This is a genomic window from Mesorhizobium sp. LSHC420B00 (assembly GCF_000503055.1).
In the GTDB taxonomy this organism is placed as follows: domain Bacteria; phylum Pseudomonadota; class Alphaproteobacteria; order Rhizobiales; family Rhizobiaceae; genus Mesorhizobium.
The window spans coordinates 1-19,907 of the sequence record NZ_AYVY01000007.1 but is presented as its reverse complement, the minus strand read 5'-3'; the positions used below and the strand labels follow the sequence as shown (position 1 = coordinate 19,907).

The 19,907-nt window shown below is 64.1% G+C and carries 16 protein-coding genes; 12 read left to right on the top strand and 4 right to left on the bottom strand.

Going from position 1 to position 19,907, the window contains the following annotated elements; genetic code table 11:
- Positions 1 to 120 precede the first annotated feature (120 nt).
- Positions 121 to 1,806: a thioredoxin domain-containing protein gene (locus X760_RS52355; protein ID WP_245278583.1), complete on the bottom strand. Its 1,686-nt coding sequence runs from the start codon at positions 1,804 to 1,806 to the stop codon at positions 121 to 123.
- A 160-nt stretch (positions 1,807 to 1,966) separates the two neighbouring features.
- Here X760_RS52355 and mnmE point away from each other — a divergent pair, with 160 nt between their 5' ends.
- The 5 genes from mnmE to X760_RS52330 all read left to right on the top strand — a co-directional run bounded on the left by mnmE (position 1,967) and on the right by X760_RS52330 (position 8,001).
- Entirely contained in the window at positions 1,967 to 3,295 is a 1,329-nt protein-coding gene (gene mnmE, locus X760_RS52350; RefSeq protein WP_023718753.1) for a tRNA uridine-5-carboxymethylaminomethyl(34) synthesis GTPase MnmE, read from the top strand.
- A 416-nt stretch (positions 3,296 to 3,711) separates the two neighbouring features.
- On the top strand, positions 3,712 to 5,601 hold the full coding sequence (gene mnmG, locus X760_RS52345) for a tRNA uridine-5-carboxymethylaminomethyl(34) synthesis enzyme MnmG (RefSeq protein ID WP_023718752.1): 1,890 nt from the start codon (positions 3,712 to 3,714) through the stop codon (positions 5,599 to 5,601).
- Positions 5,598 to 6,236, top strand: coding sequence for a 16S rRNA (guanine(527)-N(7))-methyltransferase RsmG (gene rsmG, locus X760_RS52340; protein WP_023718751.1), 639 nt, complete (start codon positions 5,598 to 5,600; stop codon positions 6,234 to 6,236). The genes mnmG and rsmG overlap by 4 nt, the downstream gene beginning before the upstream one ends.
- Before the next feature lie 37 nt (positions 6,237 to 6,273).
- The gene (locus X760_RS52335) at positions 6,274 to 7,074 is read left to right on the top strand and encodes a ParA family protein (RefSeq protein WP_084642633.1); all 801 of its coding nucleotides are present in this window, start codon (positions 6,274 to 6,276) and stop codon (positions 7,072 to 7,074) included.
- A gap of 45 nt (positions 7,075 to 7,119) precedes the next feature.
- Positions 7,120 to 8,001, top strand: a complete 882-nt coding sequence (locus tag X760_RS52330; protein WP_023718749.1) for a ParB/RepB/Spo0J family partition protein — start codon at positions 7,120 to 7,122, stop codon at positions 7,999 to 8,001.
- A gap of 317 nt (positions 8,002 to 8,318) precedes the next feature.
- On the opposite strand, the gene holA is transcribed toward X760_RS52330, so the two are convergent.
- Together holA and X760_RS52320 are read right to left on the bottom strand one after the other, a co-directional pair.
- Positions 8,319 to 9,362: a DNA polymerase III subunit delta gene (gene holA / locus X760_RS52325; protein WP_023718747.1), complete on the bottom strand. Its 1,044-nt coding sequence runs from the start codon at positions 9,360 to 9,362 to the stop codon at positions 8,319 to 8,321.
- Between the two features lie 53 nt (positions 9,363 to 9,415).
- The gene (locus X760_RS52320; RefSeq protein ID WP_023718746.1) at positions 9,416 to 10,366 is read right to left on the bottom strand and encodes a hypothetical protein; all 951 of its coding nucleotides are present in this window, start codon (positions 10,364 to 10,366) and stop codon (positions 9,416 to 9,418) included.
- A gap of 314 nt (positions 10,367 to 10,680) precedes the next feature.
- On the opposite strand from X760_RS52320, the gene X760_RS52310 reads away from it, so the two are divergent.
- From X760_RS52310 to lpdA, 4 genes are all read left to right on the top strand, one after another.
- Positions 10,681 to 11,913: a 3-methyl-2-oxobutanoate dehydrogenase (2-methylpropanoyl-transferring) subunit alpha gene (locus X760_RS52310; RefSeq protein WP_023718744.1), complete on the top strand. Its 1,233-nt coding sequence runs from the start codon at positions 10,681 to 10,683 to the stop codon at positions 11,911 to 11,913.
- A 2-nt stretch (positions 11,914 to 11,915) separates the two neighbouring features.
- Entirely contained in the window at positions 11,916 to 12,929 is a 1,014-nt protein-coding gene (locus X760_RS52305) for an alpha-ketoacid dehydrogenase subunit beta (protein WP_023718743.1), read from the top strand.
- Positions 12,930 to 12,940: 11 nt separating this feature from the next.
- Complete coding sequence (locus X760_RS52300) at positions 12,941 to 14,320, top strand: dihydrolipoamide acetyltransferase family protein (RefSeq protein ID WP_023718742.1); 1,380 nt, start codon at positions 12,941 to 12,943, stop codon at positions 14,318 to 14,320.
- A gap of 237 nt (positions 14,321 to 14,557) precedes the next feature.
- The gene (lpdA, locus tag X760_RS52295; RefSeq protein ID WP_023718741.1) at positions 14,558 to 15,955 is read left to right on the top strand and encodes a dihydrolipoyl dehydrogenase; all 1,398 of its coding nucleotides are present in this window, start codon (positions 14,558 to 14,560) and stop codon (positions 15,953 to 15,955) included.
- Positions 15,956 to 16,126: 171 nt separating this feature from the next.
- Here lpdA and X760_RS52290 read toward each other — a convergent pair whose 3' ends face one another.
- The gene (locus X760_RS52290) at positions 16,127 to 17,230 is read right to left on the bottom strand and encodes a saccharopine dehydrogenase family protein (protein WP_023718740.1); all 1,104 of its coding nucleotides are present in this window, start codon (positions 17,228 to 17,230) and stop codon (positions 16,127 to 16,129) included.
- A gap of 123 nt (positions 17,231 to 17,353) precedes the next feature.
- Here X760_RS52290 and X760_RS52285 point away from each other — a divergent pair, with 123 nt between their 5' ends.
- The 3 genes from X760_RS52285 (at position 17,354) to X760_RS52275 (ending at position 19,759) form a co-directional block, all read left to right on the top strand.
- Positions 17,354 to 17,782 (top strand): Lrp/AsnC family transcriptional regulator, encoded by a 429-nt coding sequence (locus X760_RS52285; protein WP_023718739.1) that lies wholly within the window; start codon positions 17,354 to 17,356, stop codon positions 17,780 to 17,782.
- Between the two features lie 353 nt (positions 17,783 to 18,135).
- On the top strand, positions 18,136 to 18,501 hold the full coding sequence (locus X760_RS52280; protein ID WP_023718738.1) for a RidA family protein: 366 nt from the start codon (positions 18,136 to 18,138) through the stop codon (positions 18,499 to 18,501).
- A gap of 22 nt (positions 18,502 to 18,523) precedes the next feature.
- Positions 18,524 to 19,759 carry an amidohydrolase/deacetylase family metallohydrolase gene (locus X760_RS52275; RefSeq protein ID WP_023718737.1) on the top strand — a complete coding sequence of 412 codons (1,236 nt, stop codon included), beginning with the start codon at positions 18,524 to 18,526 and terminating at the stop codon, positions 19,757 to 19,759.
- Positions 19,760 to 19,907 lie beyond the last annotated feature (148 nt).

The window sequence follows — 19,907 nt, the reverse complement described above, 5'->3', positions numbered from 1 at the left end:
TCTACCGGAGAAAGCAGCGGAGCAGAATTTGCGCCGTTGCAGCGCGCGAAAGTCACGGCATGGATCCTATGGTCTGCGCTGCGTCGCTTCGCTCCTTGCTTCGCCATAGGATTACGAATCCTATCTTCGGCGCAATAACCCTTCCAGCTCTTCAGCTTCCGTTACCACCGGCAGGCAGACCTGCCCCGTGCACAGCCAGGCGCCGGGCTCGGCCGTTGGCGGCAGGACGCCGCCCGGCAAGGCCGGCAGATTTGTCGCCGAGCCAACAGGCACGACGATGTCCACCCGACGTGGGTCCGGATTTCGATTCGCAACCGGAACAAGCCTTGGATTCTCGGGTTTATCCACGATCACCAGTTTCAGCGGTTCGAGCGCCAGGGCACAGGCATTGACGATTCCTGCCTGGCCATAGGGCTGGTGCTCCGCCCGCCCGGCCGCATGCTCGGCGATTGTCCAGGCTTTTTCCCAGAGTTCGAGATCGCGGGTCAGCGACGACAATCGGACCATGGCTTCGATGATCTGCCCAGTGGCGGAAGGAATGGCCTCGTCGACATCGCCGCGGATGCGGATCGGCACATCCGTGCTGTTCGATGCGGTCAGATAGTAGCCGGTCTTGTCGCTGTCCCGGTGCCAGAGATCGAGTTGCTCAATGAAGTTCCCGGCGCGATCGATATAGTCGGGATTGCCGGTCGCCTCGAACAGCGAGACCGCCGCATTGGTCATGGCGGCATAGTCGCTCGAAAGAGCCGGGAACAGCCTCTTTGCGCCGAGCATGGAATGCGACAGACGGTTATCGCGCCCGGCAGCCGCAATGGCGGCAAAGGCCGCTGCCGCCGCTACGATCCAGTCGGATCGGCCAAGCGATCGCCCGGCCTCTGCAAGCGCTGCGATCATCAGACCATTCCAGTCGGTCAGTGCCTTGCCGTCACGCCCTGGCCGGATGCGCTGTGCCCTCGCCGCGAGCAATTTTTCTTTCAGCGGGACGAGCTGTTGGCGGTCGATCACACTTTGCGTCTGCTGGGCTTCTGTCTGGCGGATGATCGGCTTGCCCTCCCAGCCGTGCGGGTCGGCAAGTGTGAAGTAGTGGAAAAACAATGCTGATTCGTCATCAAGGGCAAGCTCGACCTCATCCTTGCTCCAGGTATAGAACAGCCCTTCTTCCCCTTCGCTGTCGGCATCGAGACTGGCAGCGAAGGCACCGCCCTCGACCCGCATTTCGCGCAACAGCCAGGCAATCGTCTCTTCGATTCGCAACCGGAACAATTCCTTGCCAGTTGACGCATAGGCCCAATTGCACAGCCGGACGAGTTGGGCATTGTCGTAGAGCATCTTTTCGAAATGCGGCACCAGCCATTCGGCGTCGGTCGAGTAGCGACTGAGGCCACCGCCGACATGGTCGTAGATGCCGCCGGCCAGCATCTTTTCGAGGCTGAGGAGAACGGCGTCACGATGGGCTGCGGTGCTGTCGCGCAGCCAGGACAGCCAGAGGCTCTGCATGAACGGCGCGTTGGGGAATTTGGGTGCGCCGCGCAGGCCGCCCAGCTCGCGGTCGATCATGCCGTCAATGCCGTTGGCGAGCTTCGCTAGCGTGTCGCTGTCGAGTACGGCCTTGGCATGGCTGCCCGCCAGCCGCGCCTCGACATGCGTAGTCAAACCGTCGGCGCTTTGGTTAACGCTTTCTTTCTTCTCCCGCCAAGCCTTGTCGACCGCCTCCAGCACCTGGACGAAGCCCGGGCGCCCGTAGCGGGCTTCGCGAGGGAAGTATGTGCCGCCCCAGAACGGCTTGCCGTCCGGCGTCAGGAACATAGATCGGAAGAGCACACGTCTGAACTNGGAGTTCAGACGTGTGCTCTTCCGATCTAGGGACTGGCCTCTTCGGCAAGCAGGTTTTGTGCAGGCAATGTCACGGCGCAACTCGATGGTGGATTGAACAGGCATAGCTAGGGCGCTTCGGCAGAGCGGGCAAATGATTTCAAAAGACTCCATAGTGGCACTGTCGAGCGGGCGCCTGCCGGCCGGCATTGCGGTGATCCGAATTTCGGGGCCGCAGAGTCGATTCGTAGTCGAAACGATTGCCGGATCGGCCGTGCCGAACCGCGTTGCTAGCTATCGCAAGTTACGGGCGCCGGACGGATCGGTGCTGGACAGCGGCCTGGTCGTCTTCTTTGCCGGTCCCGACAGTTTTACCGGCGAGGACGTTGCCGAGTTCCATGTGCATGGCGGACGCGCCGTCGTGGCGAAGATGCTGGAAACGATCACCTCCTTCGACGGCGTCAGGCATGCCGAGCCGGGTGAATTCACCCGCCGCGCCTTTGTCAACGGCAAGCTCGATCTGGTCGAAACCGAGGCGCTGGCCGATCTCATCAATGCCGAAACCGAGGCGCAGCGGCGCTTTGCCGTGCACAATGCCGAAGGCGTGCAGAGCGAACTCTATCTGGGCTGGCGCCGACGGCTGATCCACGCCCGCGCGATGATCGAGGCCGAGATCGATTTTGCCGACGAGGACGACGTGCCGGGTTCGGTCGCCGACACAGTCTGGTCCGACGTGCGGGCCATGATCGCCGAGATCGAGCGCCATGTCGCCGGCTTCCGCGCTGCCGAAATCATTCGCGACGGGTTCGAAGTCGTCATCCTCGGTGCGCCGAATGCCGGCAAATCCAGCCTGTTCAACGCTCTGGCGCGGCGCGAGGCGGCGATCGTCACCGATGAGCCGGGCACGACCCGCGACCTGCTGGAGGTGGTGCTGGACCTCGAAGGGGTGCGGGTCCGGGTAACCGACACCGCCGGTCTGCGCGAGGCGCCCGGCAAGATCGAGGCGATCGGCATCGAGAAGGCCAGGGCCAAGGCGCACAGTGCGGACCTGCTGTTGCTGCTTGAGGATATGGCTGAGCCAATGGCGGTCGGTGTGCTGCCGGGCGCCATTCCGGCGCTGAGGGTCGGAACGAAGGTTGATCTTCTGAGGGGCGAATCACCCTCGCCCGCGGCGCACTGCGATATCGCTATCTCGACGCAGGACGGCACGGGAGTGGCCGAATTGCTGGACGAGATCGGGCGGCACGCCGCAGCGCAGATCGGCCAGGCCGGCGATATCCTGCCGTCGCGGCTGCGGCACGTCGAGCTGCTCAATGAGACAAAACGCTTCCTGCTTGCGGCAGCGGCAAGTAGTGACCGCGGACAGGAATTGCGCGCCGAGGAACTGCGCCTGGCGGCGGATCGGCTCGGACGGATCGTCGGCGCGGTCGATGTCGAGGATATGCTCGACGTGATCTTTTCGCAATTCTGTATCGGCAAGTGACTCACGTGAAACATTGGGAAGAATACGCCCCAGTGATTCACGTGAAACGCTGGGCGGTCAGTGGAGGGCATTGTTTCACGTGAAACGATTCGCTGTGCAAATGTCGCAGGTGCTGCAGGTTGAGGGGTTAGTGCGGCTCTCGCCTTCTCCCCGTGTGGGAGAAGGTGGCCAAGCGAAGCTCGGTTGGATGAGCGGTGTTCCAGCTTGGCACCGACGGTGATCCGTCCAGCACCCCTCAACCGTCTTGGCGCTGCGCGCCAATCCACCTTCTCCCACAAAGGGAGAAGGCAGACAGGGCAGCGCCGGGCGTTCTCTATCTGCAATGGTCAGCGCAGTTATGCGCCTGAAGCCTCTCTGTTCTTGACAGCTCGTCCCGGCGGGCACATGTGTCGGCAGATTCGAACCGGAAGATACAGATGACCAATCGCTATGATGTGGTTGTGGTGGGTGGCGGCCATGCTGGGTGCGAGGCGGCCAGTGCTGCCGCGCGTGCCGGCGCCAGAACCGCGCTGGTGACGCTGCGCTTCGACACGATCGGTGTGATGTCCTGCAACCCGGCGATTGGCGGCCTCGGCAAAGGCCATCTGGTTCGCGAGATCGATGCCATGGACGGGCTGATGGGGCGCGTCGCCGATGCGGCCGGCATCCAGTTCCGTCTGCTCAACCGTCGTAAGGGGCCAGCGGTCCGCGGTCCGCGGACGCAAGCCGACAGGAAGCTCTATCGGCTCGCCATGCAGGCGGCAATCCGGCAGCAGGCCGGCCTCGATGTCATTGAAGGCGAGGTGCTGGACTTCGACATCAATGACGGGGAAATCGACGATGGGCGCATCGCGGCGGTGCTGCTGGCGGATGGAAGCAGGCTCGCCTGTGGCGCCGTGGTGCTGACGACCGGCACCTTTCTGCGCGGGCTGATTCATATTGGCGAGAAGAAAATCGTCGCCGGCCGCATGAACGAGCAAGCGAGCATCGGCCTGTCGGCGACGATGAGCCGCGCCGGCTTCAGGCTCGGGCGGCTGAAGACCGGCACGCCGCCGCGGCTGGACGGCAGGACGATCGATTGGGCGTCGCTTGAGAGCCAGGCGGCGGATGAAGATCCCGTGCCGTTCTCGCTGCTCACCGACCGCATCGAAAACCCGCAGATCCATTGCGGGATTACGCGCACGACCAATGTCACGCATGAGCTGATTCGCGCCAATCTTGGCCGCTCGGCTATGTATTCGGGGTCAATCGAAGGCGTCGGGCCGCGTTATTGCCCGTCCATCGAAGACAAGATCGTCAAGTTCGGTGACCGCGAAGGCCACCAGATTTTTCTGGAGCCAGAAGGGCTCGACGACGACACGGTGTACCCGAACGGCATCTCGACCTCCCTGCCCGAGGGCGTACAGCTCGACATCCTGAAAACCATTCCGGGGCTGGAGCGGGCAACGATGCTGCAGCCCGGCTATGCCATCGAATATGACCATGTCGACCCACGCGAACTCAAGCCGACGCTGGAAACCAAGCGGATCGCCGGGCTTTACCTCGCCGGCCAGATCAACGGAACCACCGGCTACGAGGAGGCTGGCGCGCAAGGGCTGCTTGCCGGCTTGAATGCAGCGCGCAAGGCGTCGGCGAGCGATGAAATCGTGCTAAGCCGCACCGAAGCCTATATCGGCGTGATGGTCGACGACTTGACCAGCCGCGGCATCGCCGAGCCCTACCGCATGTTCACCTCGCGGGCCGAGTTCCGGCTGTCGCTGCGTGCGGACAATGCCGATGAGCGGCTGACGCCGCTGGCGATGAGACTGGGGATCGCCTCGCCGGAGCGAACGCAACGGTTCAACACTGTCGTGCAAGACCTTGATAAGGCGCGGCAGCTCGCCCTCGGCACCACGATGACCCCGAATGAGGCGGCGCGCCATGGGCTCGAGATCAACCGGGACGGCGTACGCCGCTCGGCCTATGAGTTGCTGGCCTATCCCGGTGTCGATATCGCCTGGCTGGGGCGCATCGAACCTGCTTTTGGAGCAATCGACGCCAAAACGGCCGAACGTCTTGAAACGGAAGCCAAATATTCCGTCTATCTCGACCGCCAGCAGGCGGACGTCTCGCAGATCAGGCTTGAGGAGAGCCGGCTTATTCCCGAGTCGCTCGACTTTGCTTCTGTTCCCGGCCTGTCCAATGAGCTGAAGCAAAAGATGCTGGCACGCCAGCCGCGTTCCATCGCTGACGCGCAGCGTATGGAAGGCATGACGCCGGCGGCGCTGGCGATTATCGTCGCGCATGTCCGCAACGCCGAGGCGGCCGCGCGAAAGCAGGTCGCGTGAGCGCTGCGTCCTGGGCGAACCTGCAGCAGGCAGCAGGCCCGGTTTCACGTGAAACATTCGATCGTCTGGTCGAGTTCGAGGCCGTCTTCCAGAAATGGAATCGCCGGATCAATCTGGCCGCGCAATCGACGCAGGACGATGTCTGGCGCCGCCACATCCTCGACAGCGCGCAACTGGCGCGAATCAAACCAGACGCGAAGCGCTGGGTCGATCTCGGCTCCGGCGGCGGTTTTCCCGGGCTTGTGCTGGCCTTTCTACTGGTCGAGCGTGAAGGGGCCAGCATCGACCTGGTTGAAAGCAATCGGAAAAAAGCATCGTTCCTGCAAGCGGTCGTCGGACAGTTCAGCCTGCCTGCCAAGGTCATCGCGCGGCGCATAGACGACAGCTATCCTCTTGTTCCTGCACCACAAATCGTCACGGCCAGGGCGCTCGCCTCGCTGCCGGCCCTGCTCCACCTGGCGGCGCCGTGGCTGACGAAGGGCGCGCGCGGCCTGTTTCACAAAGGCCGGGATTACCGCGCCGAAGTGGCAGAAAGCGCTCAACGATGGTCTTTCGATCTGGTAGAACATGCCAGTGTAACCGACGCGCAGGGCGTCGTTCTCGAAATATCCGACTTGCGACAGCACCCTGGCTAGTGACCGGCGACCCCGAATGAATTTCTGGCATAGACCCATGATGAAGAACGGCCCCCGAATCATCACCGTCGCCAACCAGAAGGGCGGCGTCGGCAAGACGACGACGGCCATCAATCTGGCCACCGCGCTGGCCGCTATAGGCGAACAGGTGCTGATCGTCGATCTCGACCCGCAGGGCAACGCCAGCACCGGGCTTGGCATCGACCGGCGCGACCGCACCGTCTCGTCCTATGATGTGCTGACCGGCGAACTCGACCTGGAAGCGGCGGCGATCCCGACGGCGGTGCCCGGCCTGTCGATCGTGCCGTCGACGCTCGATCTGCTCGGCATCGAGATGGAAATCGCCTCGGCGCCGGACCGGGTGCTGCGGCTGCGCAACGCGCTGCGGGCTTCGGCCGAGCGCTCGGCCAATTTCGGCTATGTGCTGATCGACTGCCCGCCCTCGCTCAATCTGCTGACGCTGAATTCGATGGCTGCGGCCGATTCGGTGCTGGTACCGCTGCAGTGTGAATTCTTCGCGCTGGAGGGCCTGAGCCAGCTGTTGGAGACGGTCGAGCAGGTGCGCCGTTCGATCAACCCCGATCTGACGATCCAGGGCATAGTGCTGACGATGTTCGACGGGCGCAACAATCTCGCCAACCAGGTGGTGCAGGATGTACGGGCGCATATGGGCGACAAGGTCTATGAAACCGTCATCCCGCGCAATGTCCGCGTTTCCGAGGCGCCGTCCTATGGCAAGCCGGCGATTCTCTACGACCTCAAATGCTCGGGCAGCCAGGCCTATCTGCAGCTTGCTTCCGAAGTGATCCGCCGCGAGCGCAAATTGCGTGCCGCCTAACAGTAGCCAACAAGCGATTCGATACCGAAACGATCTGGACGGACGATGAACGAAGACCCTTCGAGAAAGAGACTGGGCCGGGGATTGGCGGCCCTGATCGGCGAAATCGATCGCCCGGCGGCACCGGAAAAGCCGGGGCTGGCGGCCGACGGCAAGGTGCCGATCGAGTTCCTCAGCCCTAACCCGAAAAACCCGCGGCGGCATTTTGGCGACGCCGACCTGACCGACCTCGCCCAGTCGATCCGCGAACACGGCGTGGTGCAGCCGGTGGTGGCGCGGCCGTCGAAAACCCAAACGGGCCGCTACGAGATTATCGCCGGCGAGCGTCGTTGGCGTGCGGCGCAACGCGCCGGGCTGACCGAAATCCCGATCATTGTGCGCGATGTCAACGATCGCACGGCGCTCGAACTGGCGATCATCGAAAACGTCCAGCGCACCGACCTCAACCCGGTCGAGGAAGCGCTGGGCTACCAGCAGCTGATCGACGACCACGGCTATACCCAGGCCGATCTCGGCCAGGTGATCGGCAAGAGCCGCAGCCATGTCGCCAACACGCTGAGGCTGCTCAAGCTGCCCGACGTCATTCGCGACATGCTGGTCGATGGGGCGCTGTCGGCCGGCCACGCCCGTACCTTGGTGACGGCCGACGACCCGGCCGGGCTCGCCAAGCGGATCATCGATGAGGGGCTTTCGGTGCGCCAGGCCGAGGCGCTGGCGCAGATGCCGGTCGGCGCGCCGGCGGCAAAACGCCAACCCGCCGCACCGCCGCAAAAGGATGCCGACACACTGGCGCTGGAGCGGCAGATGACCAGTACGATCGGCATGATCGTTACGATCGAGCACAACCAGCGCGGCGGCGTGATCAGCGTCGCCTACCGGACGCTGGAGCAGCTTGACGAGCTTTGCCGAAGGCTGAAGCGGGAGTAGGTATGGCCCCGGTACCTTAGCCGGCAAACTACTCGTGAATCGACTGCCGTTCTGACAAGAATTCGCTCCTGTTCGGGGTGTTGGCGCCGCCCCTCATCTGCCTGCCGGCATCTTCTCCCCGTATAGTGACGGGGAGAAGGGCGCTGTCTTCGACGGTTTTGCCGATCTCCAGCATTGCAAGAAGGTGCCGGCGTTGCGGCCGGCTTCTTTCCCCCCCGTTTACGGGGAGAAATGCCCGGTAGGGCATGAGGGGCGGCGCCAGCCTCAATGATTGTCGTCTCCGACTGAGTTGAAGCTGCCATCTGCTCGAAGCGAGCTTACCTCTGCGCCAGCCTTGCGCTTTCCACGGCAATGCCGAGCAGCGCCTGCCGTGCCAGCGCGATTGACAGATCGGGCCGCCGGCGCGTTTGCAGCACCGCCGTCTGCAAGCGGGTCAGGGCGCGGCCGAGCGCCTCGCTGCTCCAGCGTTCGAGGGCTTTCTCGACCAGCTTGCGCCTGGAGAAAAACACCGGCGGGCGCGCCGCGGCTACGACCGAAGCGGCATTGCGGCCGCCGGCGTCCATCAGGCCGCGCATCGCCTGGATCGTCTGCAACTGCCGCATCGCCGATGAAAGCACCAGGAAGGGCTGGCCGCCAGACTGGCAATGGCGGGTGAAGGCGCTGTCGAAGTCGGCGATCCTGCCTTCGAGCAGGGCGTCGACGGCCGCATCGAAGGAGAGGCCGGAGACATCGCCGGATGTCGCCTTGACGTCGTCGAGGCCGATTTCGGCCTGGCCATGCGCATAAAGCACCAGCTTTTCGATCTCGCCGCGCGAGGCCAGCCGGTCGCCGCCAAGGTTGCGGCGCAGCGCCTGCCGCGCCTCCAGCGTCATCGACATGCCAGCCTTGCGCAGTTCGTCGTCGATGACCGTGTCAATGTCCCTGGCCTCATCGGCGTAGCAAGGCAGAGCCATGGCATTGTCCGCCGCCTCCACCACGCCGCGCAGGCCGACGCCCTTCTTCAGGTCACCGGCCTCGATCAGGATAATGGCATCGCGCGGCGGCTCGGCGGTCAGCGCCCTGACGTCGTCGGCAAGCGCCTTCTGAGCGCCGGCATTGCGCACCCATAGCAGGCGCCGCTCCGAAAACATCGGCACGGTGTGCGCCTCGTCGAGCAGGCGGCCCTCGTCGCGATCGACCTCCGATCCGTCCAGCCTGACCACCGAGAACGGATCGTCGAGCGGCAGGCCGGTCCTGGCGGCAAAGGCCTTTGCCCGCTCGGCGACCAGCCCGCGATCGGGACCGTAAAGCAGCACGATCGAGACGCGCGGATCCGGCTTCGCGAGCCATGAATCGACCTCGTATGCTTTCTTCTGTGCCATGGTGTTGTGGTTAGCATGGCGAGAGCTCCGGGTGAACCACAGGCGCCGGCCTGCTAGTTCTTGTCCTCGGGGGATTGCAGGATGCTATCAGGCTTGAACGAAGTATCGGCAGCACCGAGGCGTTCATAGTCCGTCATTGCCGCGTCAAGCGATTTGCCTTTCTCGACCGACCACAAAGTCACTGAGGCCAGATAATTTGTGAAGGCGTTCTGCTCTCTTCCGAAAATGGCGGCCAAACGCGAGTCGTTTTGGAAAAAGCGATCGAGTTCCTGTTTGATTGCAACGTCATTCTTCGCCAGCGACCGTATAGCCCATACAGCCGATGCCACCGTCATCACACGCATCATGTCTTTTGATGCCTGGCTCTTGGGGCACCCATATTTCCGGCATGCAGCGACAATCATGATATTCTCGGGGCGACCTGGAGCCACCGCACCCGCGAATTTCCCCATAACAAGGCCGATGCAGATTGCGTCCGCCGCGATGCCGTCAGGGCTGGTTCGAAGATTTCCCAGAATATGATCTCCCAGAATATGATCTATGTAGGACAAGTCTCCTGTCGCCATATAGGCGCCAAGCAGCAGATCATTGTCCAACGGGACAAAGAGGGGTGTCAACGTTTTCAAAGGCATGGCACCGGGGGATGCTGCATCCTCCAGCTTTCGGCTCGACGCGAAACGCCGCGCTTCGTCCGTGAGACCAGCCTTGTGCAGAGCGGCCAGATAAAGGTCAGCCGCGCGATCGGAGGGCACGCCATCCAGCAGTTTTCGTCGCATCTCCGGCGAGCCGTCGAACAATGCAGCGAAAAACCCGGTTATCGTTCCGTTTTCAGCGCTGGACGGAGCTTGATCCAAGGTTGTGATAAGCCGGTCAATGCAGGCAGCATCCCTCGTGCGATAGTACGTGCCGATGCAATCGTCCGACTGAGCGAAAGCTGGTCGACCGGATCCAACCAGAAAAGCTACAATCGCCAAAGCGACGACGGCCCTCGATCTGCCTTGCATTCCCGCCTCTCTCACAACGATGCCGTCAGGATAAGGTCCTGAATGGTAGGCGCAACTTGAATCGCTGGATGTGCGGGCTCGTCAAAGGCAAGCTCACCCCGGGACATATCGTCTGTTGCGGCAATCGTCGGCAAATTTCTGCTAAGTTGCGTGCTGCCGTCCAACATCGACAAGAAATTTCGCAGACACATCTTCATCTTGTGCGCGGCAGGCTGCATCGGCGGGAGCCGAAGGACCGAAGCCCTGCCCGACGAATTGGCACTGGTCCGGCGGTGTGCAAATATCGCGCCGGGCAACAGTGGAGGACCGAGATCATGGCCGATGCCGGAATGTTGCGCTTCCATGTTCCGGAGCCGGAGGTGCGGCCGGGCGGCACGCCGGATTTTTCAGACGTGACCATCCCCAAGGCCGGCTCGGTGCCGCGCCCCGAGATCGACGTCGATCCGCGCACCATCCGCGATCTGGCGTTCTCGATCATTCGTGTGCTCAACCGCGCCGGCGAGGCGGTCGGGCCGTGGGCCGGCCTGCTTTCCGACGAGGAACTGCTGGAAGGGTTGCGCCATATGGTGACGCTGCGCAGCTTCGATGCGCGCATGCAGATGGCGCAGCGCCAGGGCAAGACCTCCTTCTACATGCAGCATCTCGGCGAAGAGGCGGTGAGCTGCGCCTTCCGCAAGGCGCTGGCGCCGGGCGACATGAATTTTCCGACCTATCGGCAGGCCGGCCTGCTCATCGCCGACGGCTATCCGATGGTCACGATGATGAACCAGATCTATTCGAACGAGGCCGATCCGCTGAAGGGCCGGCAGCTGCCGATCATGTATTCGTCGAAAGAGCACGGCTTCTTCTCGATCTCCGGCAATCTGGCGACGCAGTACATCCAGGCGGTCGGCTGGGCGATGGCTTCGGCGATCAGCAATGACCAGAAGATCGCCGCCGCCTGGATCGGCGACGGCTCGACCGCCGAGTCCGACTTCCATTCGGCGCTGGTGTTCGCCTCGACCTACAAGGCGCCGGTCGTGCTCAACGTCGTCAACAACCAGTGGGCGATTTCGACCTTCCAGGGGATCGCCCGGGGCGGCTCCGGCACTTTTGCTGCCCGCGGACTGGGCTTCGGCATCCCGTCGCTGCGCGTCGACGGCAACGACTATCTCGCCGTCCATGCGGTGGCCAAATGGGCGGCGGAGCGGGCGCGCAACAATCTCGGGCCGACGCTGGTCGAATATGTCACTTACCGCGTCGGCGCCCATTCCAGCTCCGATGACCCGTCGGCCTACCGGCCGAAGGCCGAGTCCGACGCGTGGCCGCTCGGCGACCCGATCGTCAGGCTGAAGAACCACCTCATCCAGCGCGGCGTCTGGTCGGACGAACGCCACGCCCAGGCCGAGGCGGAAATCCTCGACACGGTGATTTCGGCGCAGCGGGAGGCCGAGCGCCACGGCACGCTGCATGCCGGCGGCAAGCCCTCGGCGCGCGATATGTTCGAGGGCGTCTATGCCGAGATGCCGCCGCACCTCAGGCGCCAGCGCCAGCAGGCGGGAGTCTAACCATGCCGCGACGGACCATGATCGAGGCAATCCGCGACGCCATGGACGTGTCGATGGCGCGCGACGAGCGTGTCATCGTCTTCGGCGAAGATGTCGGCTTCTTCGGCGGCGTCTTCCGCTGTACGCAAGGCCTGCAGGCGAAATACGGCAAGAGCCGCTGCTTCGATGCGCCGATCAGCGAATCCGGCATTGTCGGCGCGGCCATCGGCATGGCCGCCTACGGGCTGAAGCCTTGCGTCGAGGTGCAGTTTGCCGACTATGTTTATCCGGCCTATGACCAGATCGTCTCGGAAGCGGCGCGGCTGCGCTATCGATCGAACGGCGACTTCACCTGCCCGATCGTGGTCAGGATGCCCACCGGCGGCGGCATTTTTGGTGGCCAGACCCACAGCCAGAGCCCGGAGGCGCTGTTCACCCACGTCTCCGGGCTGAAAGTCGTGGTGCCCTCGAACCCGCATGACGCCAAGGGCTTGCTGATCGCCGCGATAGAGGATCCCGACCCAGTGATCTTCCTGGAACCGAAGCGGCTTTATAACGGACCCTTCGACGGTCATCACGAGCGGCCGGTAACACCATGGTCGAAACACGAGCTTGGCGAAGTCGCCGACGGCCATTACACGGTGCCGCTCGGCAAGGCGGTGATCCGCAGACAGGGCGCTGCGGTCACCGTACTTGCCTACGGCACGATGGTCTATGTCGCCCAGGCGGCGGCCGAGGAGACCGGCATCGATGCCGAGATCATCGATCTGAGAACGCTGCTGCCGCTCGACCTCGAGACGATCGTCGCCTCGGTCAGCAAGACCGGGCGCTGCGTGGTCGTGCACGAGGCGACGCTGACATCGGGGTTCGGCGCCGAACTTTCGGCGCTGGTTCAGGAGAACTGCTTCCACCATCTGGAGGCGCCGGTGGCGCGGGTCACCGGCTGGGACACGCCCTATCCGCATGCGCAGGAGTGGGACTATTTTCCCGGTCCTGCGCGGCTAGGCCGCGCACTCGTCGAAACGATGGAAGCCTGAGGGGGAAGACGATGGGCGAATATGTCATCAAGCTACCCGATGTCGGTGAAGGCGTCGCCGAGGCCGAGCTGGTCGAATGGCAGGTCAAGGTCGGCGATCTCGTGCGCGAGGACGCCGTGCTGGCCGCTGTGATGACCGACAAGGCAACGGTCGAGATTCCCTCGCCCGTCGATGGTGAGATCCTCTGGCTGGGTGCGGAGATCGGCGACACGGTGGCGATCGGCTCGCCCATCGTGCGCCTGAAGGTGGCCGGCGAGGGTAACGTCAAGCCGCCACGGGACGTTGAGGCGGGCGCCAAGCGTACCCCCACCCCTAACCTTGCCGGGGCGAGCCACGGGTCTCGCCCGTCCTTCGGACCCCCACAAGGGGGAGGGGGACGAGCTTCGGCTCCCAAGGCCGACGCCAAACCAGTCCCACCTCCGTCAGGAAGCGCTTCTGTGCGCGAAAGTGAGCCGGCAACGGAATTCCCCTCCGGCGGGGGTACTGCGCCGATCTCCGGCGCGCGGCGTCCGGAGGGCGAAAAGCCGCTGGCCTCGCCGGCCGTCCGCCTCAGGGCGAAAGAGGCCGGCATCGACCTGCGGCAAATTGTGGGGAGCGGCCCGGCCGGCCGTATCCAGCATGAGGACATCGAAGCTTTCCTGGCGCGCGGACCCGGGCCCGCCAAGATCTCCGGGCTTGTCCGCAACGAGGCGGTCGAGGATATCAAAATAGTCGGGCTCAGGCGAAAGATCGCCGAGAAGATGACGCTGGCCAAATCGCGCATCCCGCACATCACCTATGTCGAAGAGATCGACGTCACCGCGCTCGAGGATTTGCGCGCCGCGCTCAACAAGGAGAAGCGGCCGGGCGCGGACAGGCCGAAGCTGACGCTGCTGCCGTTTCTGATGCGGGCGATGGTCAAGGCGATCGCCGACCAGCCAAACCTCAACGCGCTGTTCGACGACGAGGCGGGCATAATCCACCAGCATGGCGGGGTCCATATCGGCATCGCCGCGCAGACCCCGTCGGGGCTGGTGGTGCCGGTGGTCAAGCACGCCGAGGCGCGCGACATCTGGGATTGCGCAGCCGAGGTTGTCAGGCTGGCTGAGGCGGCAAAATCCGGCACGGCGACGCGCGACGAGCTCTCTGGATCGACCATCACCATCACTTCGCTCGGGGCCATGGGCGGTGTGGCGACGACGCCTGTGATCAATCATCCGGAAGTGGCGATCCTCGGCGTCAACAAGATGATGATGCGGCCGGTGTGGGACGGCACCCAGTTCATCCCGCGCAAGATGATGAACCTGTCCTCCAGCTTCGACCACCGCGTCATCGACGGCTGGGAAGTCGCGGTGTTCATTCAACGGATCAAGACGCTGCTGGAAACGCCAGCGCTGATTTTTGTGGATTGAGGAGATGAACAGAGGATCGCAGGGGCGCAGGATGAGAGCAGTAGCGATCCTTCGCGCCCCCCTCTGCCCTACCGGGCATCTCCCCCTCAAGGGGGGAGATTGGCCGTCATCCCGCCTTTCGCCAATCTCCAGCTTTGCAGGACTAAGCCGAGCGCGAAAGCTGCCAATCTCCCCCCTTGAGGGGGAGATGACAGAGCGGGGCGCTGTCCCGCCGGCTCGTCGAACTAAGGTGCCATGATGAAGGAAATCTCCTGCAAGCTGCTCGTCATCGGCGCCGGTCCCGGCGGCTATGTCTGCGCCATCCGCGCCGGGCAGCTTGGCATCGACACGGTTATCGTCGAGTTCGGTAAACCGGGCGGCACCTGTCTCAATGTCGGCTGCATCCCGTCCAAGGCGCTGATCCATGCGGCCGAAGAGTTCGAAAAGGCGTCGCACTTGGCCGGCGGCAAGAGCCCGCTCGGCATTTCAATCGCAACACCATCGATTGATCTCGAAACGACCATCGCCTGGAAGGACGGCATTGTTAGCCGGCTTAACAGCGGCGTTGCCGGCCTGTTGAAGAAGGCCGGGGTCAAGACCGTGCACGGCTGGGCGAAATTCCGTGACGGCAAGACCGTCGAGGTCCAGACCGAAACCGGGATGCAGGTGGTCCGCGCCGAGACGGTGGTGATCGCCACGGGCTCGGCGTCGGTCGAATTGCCGTCGCTGCCCTTCGGTGGCCTGGTGATCTCGTCCACCGAAGCGCTGGCGCTGAGCGAAGTGCCGGAAAGGCTTGCCGTCGTCGGTGGCGGCTACATCGGGCTGGAGCTCGGCATCGCCTTCGCGAAGATGGGCGCCAGGGTGACCGTGGTCGAGGCTTTGCCGCGCGTACTGGCGCAATATGATGCCGAACTGACCCGGCCGGTCGTGAAGCGGCTCGCCGAGCTCGGTATCGAGGTGCTTGTGGGCGCCAAGGCCAAGGGGTTGTCGACCAAGGGCGATGCGCTGCTGGTCGAGACGAAGGACGGCAAGAATGCCAAGATCGTTGCCGACAGGATTCTGGTCACCGTCGGGCGCAAGCCGGTGGTCGAAGACTGGGGGCTGGAGCAGATCGATCTCGACATGGCGGGAAAATTCATCCGCATCGACGACCAGTGCCGCACCTCGATGCGCGGCATCTTTGCCGTTGGCGACGTCACCGGCGAGCCGATGCTGGCGCACCGGGCGATGGCGCAAGGCGAAATGGTCGCCGAGATCGTCGCCGGCCACAAGTGCAGCTGGGACAAACGCTGCATTCCCGCTATCTGCTTCACCGATCCGGAGCTGATCACCGCAGGCCTGTCGCCGGAGGAGGCAAAGGGGCTCGGCGGCGAAATCAAGGTCGGATTGTTCCCCTTCGCCGCCAATGGCCGGGCGATGACGAAGATGGGTGAGGAGGGCTTTGTCCGGGTCGTTGCCCGCGCCGACAACCATCTGGTGCTCGGCATCCAGGCGGTCGGCCAAGGCGTGTCGGAACTGTCGACGGCCTTCGGCCTGGCCCTGGAAATGGGCGCGCGTCTGGAGGACATTGCCGGCACCATCCACGCCCACCCGACGCAAGGGGAGGGTTTTCAGGAAGCGGCGCTGAAGGCGCTCGGGCGGGCGGTGCATATTTGAGGGCAGGGTGATCTCCCCTCTTGAGGGCGAGATAGCCGGCAGGCCAGAGGGGGTCGGTTCGACTGGATTCGACCTCCCTTACGACAGTCGGAGGTTAGCGCTCTACGCGAGGCGACCCCCTCTGTCGCCTTCGCCGACATCTCCCCCCTCAAGGGGGGGAGATTACGCAGCTCAACCCGCCAGTCGGCTAACCATCTCGTGCTGCGCGTAGGCGCGGCCGAAGCGGTTGGCCAGGAAGGCGTCGAGCGCGATGTCCTCCTGCTTGATGAAGCCCTTTGCCGGCAAGGTGCCATCGGCCAGCATGTCGAGCACGGCGCAGATGGCGGAGGCAGTGGTGATCTGGATGGCGCTGCGTACCGTATCGCCGACACGCCTGGCGTAGATCTTGTTGGCGTAGGTCTCTTGCAGCAGGCGGCCATTCTTGCGGCCGCTGACGGTGACGAAGACGATGACGACGTCCTGCAGCGTCGCCGGCAGGGCGCTTTCGAAAATGTCCTTCAGCACGTCGCGGCGGTGGCGCAGGCCGAGGTCGTTGAGCAGCGCCTTCATGATCGCGGCGTGGCCGGGGTAGCGGATGGTGCGGTAGTTCAGCGTCCGCACCTTGCCTTTCAGCGTTTCGGCCAGCGTGCCCAGCCCGCCCGAGGTGTTGAATGCCTCGTAGGTGACGCCGTCGAGCGAGAATTCTTCACGCTCCTCCAGCGGCGGCACTTCGACCAGCTCGCCTTCGACGATCGCCTCACAAGGCTCGCAATATTCGTTGATGACGCCGTCGGTGCTCCAGGTCAGATTGTAGTTCAGCGCATTCGACGGGTATTGCGGCAGCGCGCCGACCCGCATGCGCACGCTTTCCAGCGTGTCGAAGCGGCTGGCGAGATCGTTGGCAACGATCGAGATGAAGCCCGGCGCCAGCCCGCATTGCGGTATGAAGGCGCTGTTGCCGGAGCGCGCCAGCTCCTTGACGCGCCTGGTGCTGACGACGTCCTCTGTCAGATCGAGATAATGCACGCCGGCGCTGGCCGCCGCTTCGGCGATGCGCGTGGTCAGATGGAAGGGCGCAGCGCTGAGCACCGCGAACTTGCCGGCCAGGGCGGCTTCGAGGGTGCCGACGGCCTCGATGTCGAGTTCCAGCGTCTCTACGCCGGCCGGCAGTTCGGCCGCGCCGAGCTGTGTGGCCGAGCGGTCGGCGAGGGTGACATGATAGTCGCCCGTGGAAGCCAGCATCTCGGCTATGGTCGAGCCGATCTTGCCGGCGCCGACGACGATGATTTCCTTCATGACCGGTCCCTCGCACCAATGTTAAATAGACGGCTAGAATCGCAGCTTGCCTGTCGAAAGGAAGAGTAGGATTGTGCAAAACGCAGTCTCTGTTTGACCAATACGCCGGCAAGGTTCGTCGAAATGCTTAGTGATGCCGACCAGGCGCTGCTTTCCCTGCTGCGCATCAATGCACGCGCCTCGACCGCCGAACTGGCGCGGCGGCTGGGCGTCTCACGGACGACGGTGCAGAGCCGGATCGAGCGGCTGGAGCAGCGCGGCATCATCACCGGCTACGGCGTCAGGCTTTCGCCGGATTACGAACAGGGACTGGTGCGGGCGCATGTCCTGCTCACCGTCACGCCCAAGCTTGCCGACAAGGTGGTGCGCAGCCTGCAGTCGCTCCCGCCGGTGCGGACGCTGCATTCGGTGAGCGGCAATTTCGACATGATCGTCATCGTCGAGGCGCCGTCGATCAGGGATCTCGACACGCTTCTCGACCAGATCGGCGCCATGGACGGGGTCGAGCGGACGTCGTCGTCGATCATCCTGTCGACGCGAATCGATCGCTGAGCGGGCTGGCGTCGCGGGTCAAGACGCTGGCGGGACAGCGCCCCCCTCTGCCCTGCCGGGCATCTCCCCCCACTTGGGGGCCACTTGGGGGGAGATCGGCAGCTTCGCTGGCAGCGCACCTTTTGCAAGGTCGGTGGTTGGCGAAATCAGTGATGACGGCCAATCTCCCTCCTAGTGGGGGAGATGCCAAGTAGTGGGAAAGAGGGCAGGACAGAGGGGGGCGCGAAGGGTCACCGAGCGTGGTGACCAAGCTGGCGCTCCCGCAGCAAAGCGATATAGCTTCCAAAATGTTGGATGAGAACCGCGGTGGCAGGCATAAGGGCGGTCACGCAAGATTTCCAGAGGAGGCCTCCTTGCCCAAGCAGTGTTTCGGAAAATCCCATGTGCCGTTGTCGCCGGCGGTCAGGGCCGGCGATTTCGTCTATGTCTCCGGCCAGGTGCCGGTCGGCAGCGACGGGCTGGTGGTCAAGGGCGGCATCGCCGAGCAGACCGAACAGGTGCTGTCGAACATCAAGGCGGCACTGGCGCTGGCCGGCTGCACGCTGGACGACGTGGTCAAGACCACGGTCTGGCTCGAGGACGCGCGCGATTTCGGCATCTTCAACACCGTCTATGCCCGGCATTTCCCGAAAGACCCGCCGGCACGCACGACGGTGGAGTCTCGGCTCATGATCGACATCAAGATCGAGGTCGAAGCCGTCGCCTACAGGCCGGCCTGACGGAAAAGCGGAGACAGGCGCAATGCAATTCGATCTCCTGATAAAAGGCGGCCGCCTCATCGATCCGGCGTCCGGCCTCGACGCACAACGCGATCTGGCGATTGTGGACGGCCGTATCGCGGCTATCGACGCCGAAATCCCCTTCGAGCGTGCCGCCCGCGTCATCGACGCCACGGGCTCCATCGTCGCGCCGGGCCTGATCGACCTGCACAGCCATGTCTATTGGGGCGGCACCTCGCTCGGCGTCGATGCCGACCGGCTCGCCGCAAAGAGCGGCACGACCACCTTCATCGATGCCGGAAGTGCCGGCGCCGGCAATTTCCTCGGCTTTCGCCGCCACGTCATAGAGCGCTCGAAAGTCCGCATCCTGGCCTACGTCAACATTTCCTTTGCCGGCATATTCGGCTTCTCGCAGACCGTGGCGGTCGGCGAGTGCAGCGACCTCCGGCTCTGCGAACCGCGCGAAACGGTGGCGGCGGCGCGCGAGCACGCGGACGTGGTTGTCGGTGTCAAGGTCCGTTCGGGTCGCCATGCCGGTGGCACCAGCGGCATCGCGCCGGTCGATCTCGCGCTCGAAGCCGCCGACAAGGCCGGCCTGCCGCTGATGGCGCATATAGACGAGCCGCCGCCCGGCCGCTCGGAAGTGCTGCCGCGGCTGCGCAAGGGCGACATCCTCACCCACTGCTTCCGGCCGTTTCCCAACGCGCCGGTCTTCGCCTCGGGGGCGGTGCGGCCGGATATGCGGCTGGCGCGCGAGCGCGGCGTCATCTTCGACATCGGCCACGGCATGGGCTCGTTCGATTTCGAGGTGGCCAAAGCGATGCTCAGCGAGGGTCTGGCGCCGGACGTGATCAGCAGCGACGTGCATCTCTACTGCGTCGACGGGCCGGCCTTCGACATCCTGGTCTGCATGTCGAAACTGCTGGCGCTCGGCATGCCACTGGTCGAGGTGCTGCGCGCCGCAACGCAGCGGCCAGCGGAAGCGATCGCCAGGCCAGATCTCGGCAGGCTGGCGATTGGCGTGGTCGGTGACGTCGCGGTGCTGCGTCTGCGTCCAGGCCACTTCACCTTTGTCGATTCGGTCGGCGCCTCGCTGGTCGCCGAGCAAAGGCTGGTCTCGGCCGGCATCGTGGTCGGCGGCACCTGGTGGCCGAACGAGGCGGTGGACGATCTCGGCGAGACCGAACGCTTCGAAGCGCATGCGCACGACACGCATGTCGAGGTGGCGAGCCGGCATTTCGGACATAGCCACTATTGACGGCGATGTGGCTCCCCTTCTCCCCTTGTGGGAGAAGGTGTCGCCGAAGGCGACGGATGAGGGGTGCTCCAGCTTGGCACCCACGGCGATCCGTCCAACACCCCTCATCCGTCTCGGCGCTACGCGCCGATCCACCTTCTCCCACAAG